The sequence below is a fragment of the Phytobacter cepae genome (assembly GCF_054165735.1).
Map to the genome: position 1 here is coordinate 1297461 of NZ_CM135107.1, position 17082 is coordinate 1314542.

The following is a 17082-nucleotide window of genomic DNA, read 5'->3' on the forward strand; positions in this document are numbered from 1 at the left end:
AGATGTGTAATACATAGCGGGTGTGTATAATGCGCCCCGCTTGTTAACCGGAGTGCCTTCCCTTGTCCAATCCCGAACTGAATCATGAATACTGGATGCGTCACGCCCTGACGCTGGCAAAGCGCGCCTGGGATGAGGGCGAAGTGCCGGTGGGCGCCGTATTGGTACACAACAATCAGGTGATAGGTGAGGGCTGGAATCGCCCGATTGGCCGTCACGATCCTACCGCGCATGCCGAGATCATGGCGCTGCGTCAGGGAGGCGTGGTACTGCAAAATTATCGCCTTATCGACACCATATTGTATGTCACCCTTGAACCTTGTGTGATGTGTGCCGGGGCGATGGTGCATGGGCGTATTGGGCAACTGGTGTTCGGCGCGCGGGATGCAAAAACCGGTGCCGCAGGCTCTTTAATCGATGTGCTGCATCATCCGGGTATGAACCATCGGGTTGAGATTATTGAAGGCGTGCTACGCGATGAGTGTGCCGCCATGCTCAGCGATTTCTTCCGCCAGCGCCGACGGGAGAAAAAAGCCCTTAAGAAAGGGCCAGAAACCGCTATTTAACCCTGGCAGGTGCCTGAACCGTCAGCCTGTCAGGCACGATTAACGGGTTGCGTGGGAAGGCGTCGTTGGGATTGGGATTGAAGGCGCTAAACGGCATCACCCCGTAAGGTGCCTTGTTAAACTCTTCTGCACCGACGACCGGGTAGCTTTGGGCCATTTTCAACGTCTTCGCGGCTTCTTTCTCTTTTTCCAGCAGATATCCCACCAGACTGATTTCATACTTACGAATATTTTCCACGTAGGCATAGGCTTCGTGCCCGCGGGCATAGCCGTAGGTCAGCTTGCTGTAATAACTTTTCTGGCTGAGCAGCGGCAGACGCTGTTTCACATCTGACCAGCTGTCCGGGTTTCCTTTTGTTTTGATGGTCAAGGCTCTGGCATCCAGCATGTGGGCATACCCCATGTTGTAGGCTGCCAGCGCAAACCAGATTCGCTCCTCGGCAGGAACGGTTTCCGGCACCTTCGCCATCATGTCCTGTAAATAGCGCGCGCCGCCGCTGATACTCTGCTCGGCATCGGTACGATCGCTTAATCCCAGACTTTGGGCCGTATTTTTGGTCAGCATCATCAGCCCGCGTACGCCAGTAGGCGAAGTGGCCTGAGTATCCCAGTGTGATTCCTGATAAGAGATGGCCGCCAGCAGACGCCAGTCAATTTCCTCTGCGTATTTCGTAAACAGTGGCTGAAGTTCCGGCAGCACGCTGTCGACAGCCCGCAGGAAAGAGCGGGTGTCGACATAGTCAAAATCATCGCCATGGCCGAGGTATTTCTCCTCCAGGCGCGCCAGAGTGCCATCTTCATTAATGTTGTTATAGAAGTCGAGCATGGCGGCGGAGAGGGTGTTATCGCTGTCACGTGTGGTGAACCAGGTGACGGGTTGCTCATCGCTGATGTCGAGCGCCACCGCAAGCTCGGGGTGGACGCGCTGGAAAAGACTGACAGCAACGGAATCCGCGACGGTGTAGCTAAGTTTGCCCGTCACCACCTCTTCAAGCAGCTCGGTTGTACCCAGCCGGGGATCCACTTTCCAGCTAAGGTCCGGGAACGTCTTCTCTTTTAATTCCTGTAAATCATTAATCGCAACATGGCCCGGGGCAATGGTTAACTGGCTTTCATTCACGCTTGCGAGGGTGCGCGGGCGGTAGCTGCCCACACGGTAAACCAACTGCTGAGAAACCCAGTAATAAACCGGGCCAGGCTGATAATGCTGAATGCGTTCACTGTTATAGACCAGTCCGGCGGCAAGCATATCAGCCCGGCCATCGTCCAGGTCGTCAAAAAGCTGACTGATGTTTTGGCGGACGGTGACGCGCAGCTTTACGCCAAGGTAATCGGCAAACTGCTGGGCCAGCTCATAGTCGAGGCCATGGGGTTTATCGTCTACGCTTGCATAGGTTAACGGCGAAGCGATGGTACTGATGCGCAACTCTCCGCGTGCCTGAATAGCGGCAATGCGATTCTCGGCTTTACCGAACCAGGGGACAGAAGGCCATAGCGCCGCTGCCAGCAGCAGGGTGACAATGCCGATGAGCAGATAATTAAGCTTAAATTTTTTCAATTAGTTAATTCTCTGCGTCGTGCTGTTGCCCGGGTCGATAGCCGCCATGAATACAAGGGTGTTTTATGGTGAATGAGCGGCATTTTGCGTAACAAAACGCCAGTTGGCAACTAATTAGCGAATGGCGGCATTCTTACGGGTTGGTGCCGTCCCTGATTTTATTTCCACGCAAACGGTTTCGTCGCTGCTCACTATTCTTTATAATGACGCCCGTTTTCCCCCTGATGCACACTTAAAGCTTCGAAGACGAGAGACTTATGATGGAAATTCTGCGTGGTTCGCCTGCACTGTCCGCATTTCGTATCAATAAACTGCTGGCGCGTTTTCAGGCTGCCCAGCTCCCGGTGAGCAATATTTACGCTGAGTATGTCCATTTCGCCGACGTGAACGATCGGTTGAACGACGAAGAACTGACCCGGCTGCAGCGACTTCTGAAATACGGCCCGGTGCTGAGTAGCCACACACCGTCCGGTAAATTGCTCCTCGTTACACCACGCCCTGGCACAATCTCTCCCTGGTCTTCTAAAGCAACGGACATCGCCCACAATTGTGACCTCGCCAAAATCAATCGTCTTGAGCGCGGTGTGGCCTGGTACGTTGAAGCCTCCACGCTGACGGAAGCGCAGTGGGCGAGCGTCGCCGCTGAACTGCACGACCGGATGATGGAAACCGTGTTTACCGCAGAAGCCGATGCAGCACAGCTGTTTGAGCACAATCAGCCAGCCCCGGTGCAGAGTGTGGACCTGTTGGGCGAAGGCCGTCAGGCGCTGATTGACGCTAACGTGCGTCTGGGACTGGCGCTGGCGGAAGACGAAATTGATTACCTTCAGGATGCGTTTACCCGTCTTGGTCGTAACCCTAACGACATTGAGCTGTATATGTTCGCGCAGGCGAACTCTGAACACTGTCGTCACAAAATTTTTAACGCCGACTGGGTCATCGACGGCGAACAGCAGCCAAAATCGCTGTTCAAGATGATCAAAAACACCTTCGAGAAGACCCCGGACTATGTGCTGTCGGCGTATAAAGACAACGCTGCGGTAATGGAAGGTTCTGACGTTGGGCGCTTCTTTGCAGACCATGAGAATGGCCGCTACGACTTCCATCAGGAAGCGGCGCACATTCTGATGAAAGTCGAAACCCATAACCACCCGACGGCAATTTCGCCGTGGCCGGGCGCAGCAACCGGATCCGGCGGTGAAATCCGTGACGAAGGCGCAACGGGTCGTGGCGCGAAACCGAAGGCCGGTCTGGTAGGCTTCTCCGTTTCGAACCTGCGTATCCCGGGCTTTGAACAGCCATGGGAAGAGGACTTCGGTAAGCCAGAGCGTATTGTCACCGCGCTGGATATCATGACCGACGGCCCGCTGGGCGGCGCGGCATTTAACAATGAATTTGGTCGTCCGGCGCTGACCGGGTATTTCCGTACCTACGAAGAGAAAGTGAACAGCCACAACGGCGAAGAGCTGCGTGGTTATCACAAGCCAATCATGCTGGCAGGCGGTATCGGTAACATCCGCGCTGACCATGTGCAGAAAGGCGAAATCACCGTCGGCGCGAAACTGATTGTGCTGGGCGGGCCGGCGATGAATATCGGTCTGGGCGGCGGCGCGGCTTCCTCAATGGCCTCTGGTCAGTCTGACGCAGACCTGGATTTTGCTTCCGTTCAGCGTGACAACCCGGAAATGGAACGTCGTTGCCAGGAAGTGATCGACCGCTGCTGGCAACTGGGCGATGCCAACCCGATCCAGTTTATCCATGACGTGGGTGCGGGCGGTCTGTCGAACGCCATGCCGGAACTGGTGAGCGATGGCGGGCGCGGCGGTAAATTCCAGCTGCGTGACATCCTCAGCGATGAACCGGGGATGAGCCCGCTGGAAATCTGGTGTAACGAATCTCAGGAACGTTATGTCCTGTCCGTTGCGGCCGATCAGTTGCCGCTGTTTGATGCACTTTGCCGCCGCGAGCGCGCCCCGTACGCGGTGATTGGTGAAGCCGTGGCAGAGCAACACCTGACCATGAGCGATAGCCACTTTGACAACACGCCTATCGATCTGCCGCTGGATGTGCTGCTGGGCAAAACCCCGAAAATGACCCGCGACGTGCAGACGCGCAAAGCAGCCGGTGAAGCCATCGATTCACGTGACATTTCCATTGCTGACGCGGTACATCGTGTACTGCATCTGCCCGCCGTTGCTGAAAAAACCTTCCTGGTGACCATCGGCGACCGTACCGTCACCGGGATGGTGTCGCGCGATCAGATGGTTGGTCCGTGGCAGGTGCCTGTGGCTAACTGTGCGGTGACCACCGCCAGCCTCGACAGCTATTACGGCGAAGCGATGTCGATCGGTGAGCGTGCGCCGGTGGCGCTGCTGGACTTCGCAGCCTCTGCCCGTCTGGCGGTGGGTGAGTCCCTGACTAACATGGCGGCGACGCAAATTGGTGAACTCAACCGCGTCAAGCTCTCGGCGAACTGGATGTCCGCAGCCGGTCATCCGGGTGAGGATGCCGGTCTGTACGAAGCGGTGAAAGCGGTGGGTGAAGAGCTTTGCCCGGCGCTGGGTCTGACCATTCCGGTGGGTAAAGACTCTATGTCGATGAAAACCCGCTGGCAGGAAGGTAACGAGCAGCGCGAGATGACCTCGCCGCTGTCGCTGGTGATCACCGCCTTTGGCCGTGTGGAAGATGTCCGTCGCACCGTGACGCCGCAGCTCTCTACCGAAGACAACGCCCTGTTGTTGATTGATCTGGGTAAAGGTCATAACGCGCTGGGCGCCACCGCGCTGGCGCAGGTTTATCGTCAACTGGGTGATAAGACCGCTGATGTTCGCGACGTACAGCAACTGAAAGGTTTCTGGGACGCCATGCAGGCGCTGGTGGCAGAGGGCAAACTGCTGGCCTGGCATGACCGTTCTGACGGCGGCCTGCTGGTGACGCTGGCCGAGATGGCCTTCGCCGGTCACTGCGGGGTGAATGTCGATATCGCCGCGCTGGGGAGCGATCGTCTGGCCGCCCTGTTCAACGAAGAACTGGGCGGCGTTATTCAGGTGCGTGCCGCAGATCGCGAAGCGGTTGAAGCCGTGCTGGCAGCAAAGGGTCTGGCAGATTGTGTTCATTATCTTGGTCAGGCCACGGCGAGCGATCGCTTTGTTATCGAATCCGCAGGCCAGGCCGTGTTCAGCGAAAGCCGCACCACGCTGCGTATGTGGTGGGCAGAGACCACCTGGCAGATGCAGCGCCTGCGTGATAACCCGGAATGTGCAGACCAGGAACACGAAGCGAAAGCCAACGATACCGATCCGGGCCTGAACGTGAAGCTCTCCTTCGACATCAACGAAGACATTGCGGCACCGTATATTGCGACCGGCGCGCGTCCGAAAGTGGCCGTATTGCGTGAGCAGGGCGTGAACTCCCACGTGGAGATGGCGGCGGCGTTTTACCGTGCGGGCTTTGATGCCATCGACGTCCACATGAGCGACCTGCTGGCTGGGCGTACCGGGCTTGAAGATTTCCAGGCGCTGGTGGCCTGCGGCGGCTTCTCTTACGGTGACGTGCTGGGCGCGGGTGAAGGCTGGGCGAAATCGATTCTCTTCAACAACCGCGTGCGCGATGAGTTCGAAACCTTCTTCCACCGTCCGCAGACGCTGGCGCTGGGTGTCTGTAACGGCTGCCAGATGATGTCTAACCTGCGTGAACTGGTGCCGGGCAGTGAGTTGTGGCCACGTTTCGTGCGTAACCACTCTGACCGCTTCGAAGCGCGTTTCAGCCTGGTCGAAGTGACCCAAAGCCCGTCTCTTTTGTTACAGGGCATGGTGGGTTCACAAATGCCGATCGCCGTTTCCCACGGTGAAGGGCGTGTGGAAGTGCGTGATGATGCGCACCTGGCTCAGCTCGAAAGCAAAGGGCTGGTGGCGCTGCGCTTCGTCGATAACTTCGGCAAAGTGACGCAAACCTACCCGGCTAACCCGAACGGTTCGCCAAACGGTATTACCGCAGTGACCAACGAAAGCGGTCGCGTGACGCTGATGATGCCGCATCCGGAGCGTGTGTTCCGTACCGTTAGCAACTCCTGGCACCCGGAAAACTGGGGCGAGGACAGCCCGTGGATGCGTATCTTCCGCAACGCCCGTAAGCAGTTAGGTTAACGCTGTCCAGCATACCCGGCCATCAGGGGCGGGTATGCTGCACCTTTTTTGAACGTTATCTCAAGGACAGAACGGGCGATATTGATTACAATCGTTTCCAGCGCTAACAGGGAAGGGAACGGTTATGAAGCTGATTAAAAAGGTAAAATTAAGCTTTACGCAGGGAGCCTCAGACAAGGTTTATGAGGTGGAACTCTGTGAACAGCCAGGCAACGAGGACAATCGTTACTGGGTGAATTTTCGCTATGGCCGACGTGGAAGCACCTTACGGGAAGGAACAAAAACCCCTGCACCCGTTGATCTCACGCAGGCTGAGGCTATATTCGCAAGCGTGGTGGTTGCCAAAACCAACAAAGGCTACGTTGAAGCCGCCTCACTCTCCCCTTCCGCAGTCAGCGCTTTCTCGTCTTCGTTACACACCTTACTCCGGCAAATCGATCGCATTAAAGAAGGCGAACAACGAGCCCGAAGTATATGGCGACTCCCTCAGCAGCCGAACGCTATGCTGGCAGACTGGCTGGAAAAGGGGCTTAACGAGGCACATCACTGGCTGGAAAACTACGCCCGACTCTGGGCGCTGGGGCGCACGGGGAATCAGCACAACCTGGCGCGTGTGAGACCCTTTCTTGAAAGCCCATATCCGCCGTTAAGCAACCTCGCTTATGAAGTGACGCTGCGTTTGGGGGATGATGACGATACCGCTATGCAGCGGCAAAGCCTGCTGGCGTCATTACCCGCAGAGCTGGCCCAGGCCCTGGCGGTGGGTGATACCGGGGCCATTGATGCGCAACTTCAGCACCACATTACTGACCAGAATCCCAACGCGAGTACGTTACTCAAAACGTTCTATCTTGCGGCGCTGGACAGCCCGCTATTGCATCAGGGCCTGATTCGTCTGCTACACGTTCTGCCTCTGCGCCCCAATCTGTTTAAAGGTGTGCGCTATCTGTTCAAAATGGCTGAGTTCCGCCTGGATGCGCCGGTGTTTGCTCTGCTGGCCTGGCGGTTTGATACCACGCGGGAGTTTTATTCTGCCCAGTGGGATGGCGTCTGGGTCAATGGCGTGGGCTATCTCAAACCCAGTCAGGAACTTCTGCGCGACGATAGCAGGCTGGCCTATTCGCGTAAAACGCGCGACTACCTGCGGCGGCGAAGCTGGCGCGCGCTGCGGCGTCTCGGTGCCCGTGGTGACACTCGCTATGTCGATATGGCCTGCGCGCTTCTGCTCCAGTATAAGAAAGAATACCTGGTTGCAGAAAAGCAGAGTGAGGCAGGCGTCTTCGCCAGCGATGCGCATCTCTTCGCGTGGAACGCCGTTCTGCGCTTACATCATCCTCACTACCAGCGCCACAGGCAGAGAGCGTTATGGATTCGGGTCAGCGATGAAAAGGATGAACGCCGTGGTGAGGCATTTCCACACCTCTGGGATCAACGTCCTGACGCACTACTGACATTGTTGTGCCTGAGCGAGAGTGAAGCCGTTTGCACGTTTGCGCTCAGGGCAATGAAAGAGAATGCCTCCTTCTGCCGGGCCCTCACCGATAGCCAACTGGTGCAGTTGCTGGCTCGTCCGTTCCCGCTCATTGCCGATTTTGTGCTCTCGCTTCTTACTGCGCGTTCGCTCACTCCTGCGCTGCTGCTGGGGCTGATTAACAGTGTCCACCCGCAAGCGCGCAGCCTGGCGCTGACCCATTTAAACAGCATTAGCGCACTGTTTGATGAAACCGAACTGGTGACCGCGCTTTTGCTGGTTGATGATGCGCAGATCAGCGCGTGGTTAGAGGGGCGTTTTGCCCGGCAGCCTCTGACCGCCTCGCAACAGGAGACGCTGGCGCGGGCGCTTTTGCTCCGGCTTACCGACGCGCAGACCACCTTTTCTGAGCAACATGCCCTCTGGCTGGCGACGTGCCTGGTGAGCCATCTGCCTGCCATGGCCCCGTCGTTGAGGAGTGAGAATTTCAGCGAGCTGCTCGCCCATTCCGATACTGGCGTGCAGCTTTTAGCCGCCCGGTTGTTGGTGATTTCCGATTTGGCGCAGAGTCCACTTTCGCAAGCCCTGCTGGTTCAGATTCACAACTCGCCTGTCGCGGCTATCCGCGCCGCGGGCATCGCGCTGTTAGGCAAACAATCCCCGGAATTAGTCTTGCTGCAGTTACCGCAGTTAATTGATCTGCTCCAGTGCGGGGAGGCAGAAGAGCGGCAAGCCTGTTACACGCTTCTGGGGCAACTGGCCGAGCAGCATGCTGCTGAGGTCTTCGCGGGATTATTCCCCTTAGTCTTTAAAAAAGAAGCCCATGAAGGCGCACACCAGGCGCTGTTAACGTTCTTCACGCAAAGGCTTAATGCCAGCCTGATAGCCCTGGACAAAGACACCATCTGGCGGCTGATTCACGCCAGATCGCTGGCGGCACAGAAGCTCGGATGCGCGTGTCTTGTTGGCCGCTCTGCGCGTGAGTGGAGCGTGAATCAGTGGGTGGCGCTGGCAAATCACCCTGACCATCATGTTCGTGATTATGCGTTGAAGGCCTTCACCTCACATGTGGATATTGTCGGCGAACAGAGCAGTGCTGCGCTGGAGCTACTGGAAAGTGACTGGCCCGCAACCCGTGAATTTGGGTTTGCATATTTCCGCCAGCACTCCCCCTCCCCAGGCTGGACCCCGGATCTGATTGTAAAACTGTGCGACAGCAACCGTGACGATGTGCAGGCCTACGGTCGGGAACTGTTACAAACGTTCTTCCAGCGCGAACAGGGGGAAGCGTACTTGTTGAAGCTGAGCCAGCATCCATCCTTGACTGTACAGACCTTTGTGACCCATTTTTTTGACGAGTATGCGGCCGGAAAGCCTGATGTCATCCTGGCGCTGAAACCTTGCTTCCTGACAATCCTTTCCCAGGTTAACCGTGGGCGTGTCGCGAAAGACAGAACACTCGCCTTTTTGACGAAGCAGGCGGCTGCCAGCCCGTTGGTGCTTGAGATGGTGGCGTCATTGCTGACCCGTCTGTCGCTGACGGTGGTGCAAAAAGACAAAGCACCGCTGATCAAGGCCATGCTTCAACTGCAAAAACAGTATCCCCATTTGAATTTGCCGCTGGACATTATTGCCCGACCCGAACAAGGAGCGCCTCATGCAGGTTAATTATCGTTATCAGGGAAAGAGTCGGGTCTCGGAAGCCGGTTTGACGTTCTCGCCAGATAGCCTTCGCCCACCGGCGTTCTTTGTGGGTGAACTGAAGCAGAAACTGGCGTTTCGCGAGGCCATCTCCGCGCTGCATAACGTGGTGGTATCGGACATGCGTTTTCAGCCAAAAGATAAAACTGAGTATCGGCGCTGGCTGGCGGGAGAGGAACAGCGGTTATTAGCGGAATTTATTGCGCAGAAAAGCCAGCTTGAGCAAGACGCGAATGAGATTAGCGGGCGATTAAATACGCTGAACAAAGAGGCTGCGACGCTACTTGCGCCTTACCATCAGGCGCAAAAAGCTTATTTCAATTATCTCTATAAAACCGATATTGACGCCTGGTACGTGCTGGATCCTGTCATCACGGTGCACCCCGACGAAGTCTTTTTTGAATGCTTTTCCGAAGACGAGTCCAGCTACGGGAAATTGAGCTGTCATTACGATGTGTTCGACAATATTAGCGACCATGCTTACGGCACCACGAATATCGACTATTCCGAAGGCCTTTATCAGGCGTTTCAAAAGATTCGTGATTATCACCCGACGCAGTTGAAAATTGATCCGGACGGCTTCGCCATACAGACTGACGGCAGCGAGTGTGAAGAGAAGAAGATCGATCTGCCGGACAGCTGGGTGCGCGGTTTTTTACAGGTCAGCTCGGCGATGACCCTGCCGATGGTGAAATTTTCGCTCGCACCTATGGATATGCACAATATTTGCTTCCGACTCAGGCGTAAAAAAGAGCGTAGCGGGCCGCGTTCGCTGCGTTTTGAGCTGACGCCGGGGCAGCCCGTCAAAGTGATTTTTGAGCCGTGGAATGAAACGCTGGTTTGCCCGCGTTCGCTTTACAAGGGCGACCAGCCGCGTTCCATACGTGTCTGGGGACGGCGCAGACTGCATATCCTTGAACGTCTCATCCCCGTTGCCGAAAAATTCGATGTCTGCCTTCTCGATGATGGTATGCCTTCGTTCTGGACAGCAGATTTTGGGGCGATGAGTTTTACCCTTGGCCTCTCCGGCTGGAGCGCGAATGACTGGTCGGCCCAGGGCAATTTTGATTTGCTCGCGCCGCGCCAAACAGTCGATACCCTGACGCTGGAGCGGGTTTATCAGGCATTAAGCAGGCACCATATGGCTTCATGCGCCTCTCTTGCCACCGAACTGGGGCTGGACGAAAGCATAGTAAAAGCGGCGCTGGCAGCCTACAGCCAACATGGCCAGGTGCTCTATGACCTGAACAAGGATCTGTACCGTATTCGCGCCCTGTGCCGCGAGCCGATCCCACTGGAACAGTTGCGTTTCAGTCATGAACGGGAAGAGAACGCCGTCAACTTCGTCAATGCCGGGTTGGTGCAAGTCGAAAGCTGCCTGAGCAATGCGACAGGAACGCAAATACGCGGCCAGGTCCTGGATAATGCCGTGCGGTACCCCGTTTCTTTGATGCTGGATGCAGACCAGCGGTTGACGGTGGGTGAGTGCCATTGCCACTATTTCCATCAGAACCGACTGCGTCGCGGTCCGTGTGAACATATGTTAGCGCTGCGGCTGGCAGCAAAGGTAAAAGCATGATGAAAAGGACTTTTTCAGCTGTTATACTCGACGTTAATAGCGGCGTGGCAAGGAAACCTTGCATCCCGGATGGTGGATCGCCATTCAGGTTTTATGACTCCCCACGCGTCACTGATGCCATCTTCACTGGGCAGAGTGTGAGTACCTGTCACTATTGCAGTATGGCTTCAACGAAGCCAATGAGTGACAGGTACTCCACTCTGCGTCGAGTGGATAACCTCAGTACCAGGAACGCTTCGAAGGCCTTGTTCGCCACGCCGCTATCCCTCCCGGTCATTCCCGTATTAACTTGTCCCTCACGGTCAGGGAGCGTTCGTTATGTCTGAATCTGCAAAGCTGACCCGCCAGCAAATTTACGAGCGCATCCGCGAAACCAGCAAAGAGGAGTACATCCTCGCTGAAATGATCCGTCTGGGCTTCTGGGATGAAACGCAGGAGAAGCCCGCTCTCACCGCAGAATTTATCGCTCAACGTGCGGCGTTACAGAAACAGCTTGCGGAACTGGGAAAGAAACAACGGCTGTATGATGACCCGCAAAAAGCATTGCGCGAACTGCACAAGACGCGCAAAAAAGCAGCGCTGGAGAAACGCGAGCAAACCCGCATTGCCCGTAACGAAGCGCGCTATGCGCGTGCGTTGCAATGGCATCAAAAGCAGCAAACAGAGATAACCTGGCTGGGGGAGGGGGTTTCGTTTGGCCTCGCCGACACCGCCCACAACGAAGCCCGATTGCAGGCGCAGAACTTGCCCGAGCTTGCAGACAGTCAGGCGCTGGCCGCTGCCATGGGCATCACGATCAATGAGCTGCGTTTTCTTTGCTTCCAGAAAAACGTCTCGCGCATTAACCACTACCGGCGTTTTTCCCTCGCTAAAAAAAATGGCGGTGAGCGACTGATTTCGGCTCCCATGCCACGTATGAAGCGCGCGCAGTACTGGATTCTGGAAAATATTCTGAATCGGGTGACATTACACAATGCAGCCCACGGTTTTGTTACCGGGCGCAGCATTTTGAGTAATGCGCTGCCGCATGTGAACCAGGCGATTGTGGTCAATCTGGATATGGAAAACTTCTTCCCGACGGTGAATTACCGCCGGGTAAAAGGATTATTTCGCCAGTTAGGTTATGCCGAGCAACTGGCCACTGAACTGGCTTTGTTAACTACGGAACCTGAGGTTATACAGGTGGCACTGGATGGCGAGACCTGGTTTGTGCAGGAAGACGTCCGTTTCCTGCCGCAGGGGGCGCCAACCAGTCCGGCGATTTCCAACATCATCTGCCGTCGTCTCGACAGCCGTTTGCAGGCAATGGCACAGAAGCTGGGTTTTGTTTATACCCGTTACGCTGACGACATGACCTTTTCCAGTGCCCAGCCAACCGCCAGTGTGCAGCAGCTATTATGGCGCTGTAAGCAAATTGTTCAGGATGAAGGTTTTAAGATCCACCCTGAGAAAACCCGGGTCATGCGCAAACCGCAAAAGCAGGAAGTCACCGGTATTGTGGTGAATGAAAAGCCTTCAGTGGATCGCAAAACGCTAAAGCGCTTTCGGGCGCTGCTGTTTCAGATTGCAAAAGATGGAGTGGAAGGGAAACGCTGGGGTTCGGGTGAGCTGATGGCGAGCCTTGAAGGCTATGCTAATTTCGTGGCAATGGTGGCGCCCGAAAAGGGCATTGTTTTGCAAAAACAGGTCATCGACCTGAAACGGCAATATGGATACACAACCCAGCCGGGGCGAATCACCGCGCTGAACAAGAAGTTGTTCCGGGCAAAAGCCGCACGCGGGGAGTCACCGCGTGAAAACTGGTGGCAGGCGCAAGAGGCTGCGCGCCCTGTTCTTGAACAGACCGCCCGGCAGCAGACCGCACGGCAGACCACTCCATCAACGGCAGAGGATTCACGCCCTGAAGCGCAACCTGACCTGCACGCTGCTCCGGTGTATGAAAAAGCGCGCTCAACGTTCCGGTACTGGTGCGTACTGATTATTGTGCTGTTAGTGATGATTGTGGCGCGAATGCTTTAAATGTTACCTGCATCATGTTGCAGTGTCGGGAAATTGCGACAAAGCGGCATAGTCACTGTCTCCAAAAGGAGACATTTAAGTTATTGATTTATATGAGTGGGGTAATTAAGCTCGCGCTCTGTTGCCAATTGGCGACAGTTAGCCTGGAAATCATTCACCGACTATGCATAACCTTTTATTAGTCAAGTGGCTGAATTATATAAATTTAATAAATAATTTTGCATTTTGGCATGGCTGTTGCATAATAGTAAGCAGTGGCTCATTCACCCTCTTATGTCAGCCCCCTCGGGACGCGCTACATAAACTTCGAATGACGCACTTAAGGTGCCTGCCGTCCAACTGCTGATAAAAGTTCGCTTTTTCAGACCCCGGGCGAAACGTCGAGTTAGGCACCGCCTAATTTCATAACAAAGCCGGGTTTATACCCGGCTTTGTTGTTTCTGCCTTTCCCGCAGCGCGTTACTCAGCTAGCATCCTGTTAACCTGACTTTACGAGAGTAGTGCGGTGAAACGCTGGCCCATTTTCCCCCGATCCCTTCGCCAGGTCGTCATGTTGGCGTTCCTGCTGATTCTGTTGCCCTTACTGGTTCTGGCCTGGCAGGCCTGGCAAAGTCTGAATGCCCTGAGCGCTCAGGCTGCATTAACCAACCGCACCACTCTGATTGATGCCCGTCGTAGCGAGGCAATGACCAACGCCGCGCTGGAGATGGAACGCAGCTATCGCCAGTATTGCGTGCTCGATGATCATACTTTGCAGCGTGTGTACCAAACGCAGCTAAAGCGCTACAGCGAAATGCTCGATGCGCACGCGGGCGTTCTGCCCGATGAAAAGCTGTATCAGGCGCTGCGCCAGGATTTAAACGCCCTGGCCCAACTGCAGTGCAAGAACAGCAGCCCGGCGCCTGAAGCCTCAGCCAGTCTGGAAGCGTTTGCCGCCGCCAATACCGACATGGTGCAGTCCACCCGACAGGTGGTTTTCTCCCGTGGACAGCAGTTACAGCGTGACATCGCCGAGCGCGGGCAGTTCTTCGGCTGGCAGGCGTTGGTGCTCTTTCTGGTCAGTCTGGCTATGGTTTTACTCTTCACCCGTATGATTATCGGCCCCGTAAAAGGCATCGAACGGATGATTAACCGGCTGGGAGAAGGGCGGTCGCTGGGGCATACCGTCATTTTCAAAGGCCCGCGCGAGCTTCGTTACGTCGGTGAACGTATTATCTGGCTAAGCGAACGCCTGACCTGGCTTGAATCCCAGCGCCATCAATTCTTGCGGCATCTCTCCCATGAACTGAAAACCCCGCTCGCCAGCATGCGGGAAGGCACCGAATTGTTGGCCGATCAGGTTGTCGGGCCGCTGACGCCTGAACAGAAAGAGGTCGTGGAAATTCTCGACAGCAGCAGCCGTAATCTGCAAAAACTCATTGAGCAATTGCTGGACTACAACCGCAAGCTGGCAGACAGTGCGGTTGAACTTGAACCGGTGGACATCGAACCCTTGCTGGAGATGGTCATCTCCGCTCACAGTTTGCCTGCGCGAGCTAAAATGATGCATACCGAGGTGACGCTTGACGAGACGCGCTGCATTGCGGAACCCATGTTATTGATGAGCGTGCTGGATAATCTTTATTCGAACGCGGTGCACTATGGTGCTGAATCCGGTAACATTTATATCCACAGCTACCTTGCCAGTTCGCGGCTACGCATTGAGGTGTCAAACACCGGGGACCCTATTCCCGAAGCGGAACGCGGCATGATTTTTGAACCCTTCTTTCAGGGCAGCCATCAACGAAAAGGGGCGGTGAAGGGCAGTGGGCTAGGCTTGAGTATTGCCAGAGACTGCGTTCGTCGCATGCAGGGTGAATTACATCTGGTGGCGGTAAGCCACGCCGATGTTTGTTTTCGCATTGAGTTGCCGCTTAATGCGCCGGAAAAATCCATTAAATGAAGCGAAATCAGGTAAATATGGGGCAGTTTTTTTCCCGCATCACAGGCGCGGTCATGGTGTCTAAAAAATTATTTCGCGCGTTGCCTGGTCTGCTGCTGGCCGGTTGTGTCTCGCAGGTACCTGAAAGCGCCGTTCACACGCAGCTTGAAGAGCAGGTGCCGGAGCATCAGTTAGCCGATTTTTTAATGACTGACTGCGAAGATATCTGGGCGCTTTCTGGAAAGGTGTTTGATACCAACCCTGTTTTCTGGATGCGCAGTATGGACTGTGCCAGTCGACTGGCCCCCGCCACGGCGCGAGCGCAAGCGCGAATCCACGAAGATGATACCTGGCAGGATGCCTTCAAGCGCGGCATCCTGCTCTCCAATGCCAAAATCACCCCGGTTGAGCGTCGCGAGAACGCCACCCGTCTGGACGTACTCAGCCCACACATTCCCGCCCCGGTGCGCCCGCTTTATCAGCTCTGGCGCGACGGTGAAGCCTTACAGATTCAACTAGCAGAAGAACGGGGCCGCTATGCAAAGCTCCAGCAATCAACGGATGTCGAGCTGGATTCCCTGCGCCAACAGCAGCAATTCTTACGTGAACAGCTGGAAACAACAACACGGAAACTGGAAAACCTGACCGACATTGAGCGGCGACTTTCCACGCGCAAACCCGGTGGAAGCGATCTGCCGGACAGTGCGCGTCCTGCAAGGACCGATGCTAAACCCGAGGATGCCAAACCATGACCAGCCGAAAACCTGCCCATCTCCTGCTGGTGGATGACGATCCGGGTCTGTTAAAGCTGCTTGGGATGCGTCTTACCAGCGAAGGTTACAGCATCGTTACGGCGGAAAGCGGTCAGGAAGGGCTGCGCATCCTGGCGCGTGAAAAGGTCGACCTGGTAATAAGCGATCTGCGCATGGATGAGATGGACGGGATGCAGCTCTTTGCAGAGATCCAGCGCGTTCAGCCGGGCATGCCGGTCATTATTCTGACGGCTCACGGCTCGATTCCTGATGCGGTTGCCGCCACCCAGCAGGGGGTATTCAGCTTCCTGACCAAGCCCGTCGACAAAGACGCCCTCTACAAAGCTATTGACGATGCGCTGGAGCACGCCGCACCGGCGTCCGACGATCAATGGCGTGAAACCATTATTACCCGTAGCCCGATAATGTTGCGTCTGCTGGAGCAGGCGCGGATGGTGGCGCAGTCCGACGTCAGCGTGCTGATTAACGGCCAAAGTGGCACCGGTAAAGAGATCCTCGCCCAGGCTATCCATAACGCCAGCCCGCGCAGCAAAAACGCCTTTATCGCTATCAACTGCGGCGCGCTACCGGAACAGTTGCTGGAATCAGAGCTTTTTGGTCATGCAAGGGGCGCTTTCACCGGCGCAGTCAGCAGCCGTGAAGGCCTGTTTCAGGCGGCTGAAGGCGGGACCTTGTTCCTGGATGAAATCGGCGACATGCCCAACCCGCTGCAGGTGAAATTGCTGCGCGTATTGCAGGAGCGTAAAGTGCGTCCGCTGGGCAGTAATCGCGATATTGACATCAATGTGCGCATTCTCTCTGCCACCCACCGGGATCTGCCCAAAGCGATGGCGCGCGGGGAGTTTCGTGAAGATCTCTTTTATCGCCTCAACGTGGTGAACCTGAAGATCCCGGCGCTGGCCGAGCGTGCGGAAGATATCCCCCTGCTGGCGAACCACCTTTTGCGCCAGTCGGCCGACCGGCACAAGCCGTTTGTACGCGCTTTTTCAACAGATGCATTAAAACGGTTGATGACCGCAGGCTGGCCTGGCAACGTCCGCCAGTTGGTGAACGTCATTGAGCAGTGTGTGGCGCTCACCTCGTCGCCGGTCATCAGCGATGCGCTGGTGGAACAAGCGCTGGAAGGGGAAAACACCGCTTTACCGACCTTCGTTGAAGCGCGAAACCAGTTTGAACTGAACTACCTGCGCAAGCTGCTGCAAATTACCAAAGGTAACGTCACCCATGCAGCAAGAATGGCAGGGCGCAACCGCACGGAATTTTACAAATTGCTGTCGCGCCATGAGCTGGATGCTAACGACTTTAAAGAGTAATGGCCTGGCGGATATGGTAGTGTGAGCAACCGATTA

At 55.7% G+C, this 17082-nt stretch carries 8 protein-coding genes and 1 pseudogene; 8 read left to right on the forward strand and 1 reads right to left on the reverse strand.

Going from position 1 to position 17082, the window contains the following annotated elements:
• Window positions 1–22: 22 nt before the first annotated feature.
• Window positions 23–566, forward strand: a pseudogene (tadA, locus tag ACUY4Q_RS06110) (tRNA adenosine(34) deaminase TadA).
• Here tadA and mltF read toward each other — a convergent pair.
• Window positions 559–2124: a membrane-bound lytic murein transglycosylase MltF gene (gene mltF, locus ACUY4Q_RS06115; RefSeq protein ID WP_458046172.1), complete on the reverse strand. Its 1566-nt coding sequence runs from the start codon at window positions 2122–2124 to the stop codon at window positions 559–561. The pseudogene tadA and the gene mltF overlap by 8 nt on opposite strands.
• 257 nt (window positions 2125–2381) lie before the next feature.
• Between mltF and purL the strand changes: the two genes are divergently transcribed.
• From purL to glrR, 7 genes are all read left to right on the forward strand, one after another.
• Window positions 2382–6269, forward strand: coding sequence for a phosphoribosylformylglycinamidine synthase (gene purL / locus ACUY4Q_RS06120; protein ID WP_458046173.1), 3888 nt, complete (start codon window positions 2382–2384; stop codon window positions 6267–6269).
• Between the two features lie 124 nt (window positions 6270–6393).
• Window positions 6394–9408 carry a WGR domain-containing protein gene (locus ACUY4Q_RS06125; RefSeq protein ID WP_458046174.1) on the forward strand — a complete coding sequence of 1005 codons (3015 nt, stop codon included), beginning with the start codon at window positions 6394–6396 and terminating at the stop codon, window positions 9406–9408.
• Window positions 9398–11020: a hypothetical protein gene (locus ACUY4Q_RS06130; protein WP_458046175.1), complete on the forward strand. Its 1623-nt coding sequence runs from the start codon at window positions 9398–9400 to the stop codon at window positions 11018–11020. Before ACUY4Q_RS06125 ends, ACUY4Q_RS06130 begins: the two co-directional genes overlap by 11 nt.
• A 318-nt stretch (window positions 11021–11338) precedes the next feature.
• Window positions 11339–13039 carry a reverse transcriptase family protein gene (locus tag ACUY4Q_RS06135; RefSeq protein WP_458046176.1) on the forward strand — a complete coding sequence of 567 codons (1701 nt, stop codon included), beginning with the start codon at window positions 11339–11341 and terminating at the stop codon, window positions 13037–13039.
• 505 nt (window positions 13040–13544) lie between these two features.
• Window positions 13545–14981: a two component system sensor histidine kinase QseE/GlrK gene (qseE, locus tag ACUY4Q_RS06140; RefSeq protein WP_458046177.1), complete on the forward strand. Its 1437-nt coding sequence runs from the start codon at window positions 13545–13547 to the stop codon at window positions 14979–14981.
• A complete protein-coding gene (gene qseG, locus ACUY4Q_RS06145) occupies window positions 14978–15712 on the forward strand; it encodes a two-component system QseEF-associated lipoprotein QseG (protein WP_458046178.1) in 735 nt (244 codons plus the stop codon). The genes qseE and qseG overlap by 4 nt, the downstream gene beginning before the upstream one ends.
• Window positions 15709–17046, forward strand: a complete 1338-nt coding sequence (gene glrR, locus ACUY4Q_RS06150) for a two-component system response regulator GlrR (protein ID WP_458046179.1) — start codon at window positions 15709–15711, stop codon at window positions 17044–17046. The genes qseG and glrR overlap by 4 nt, the downstream gene beginning before the upstream one ends.
• Window positions 17047–17082 lie beyond the last annotated feature (36 nt).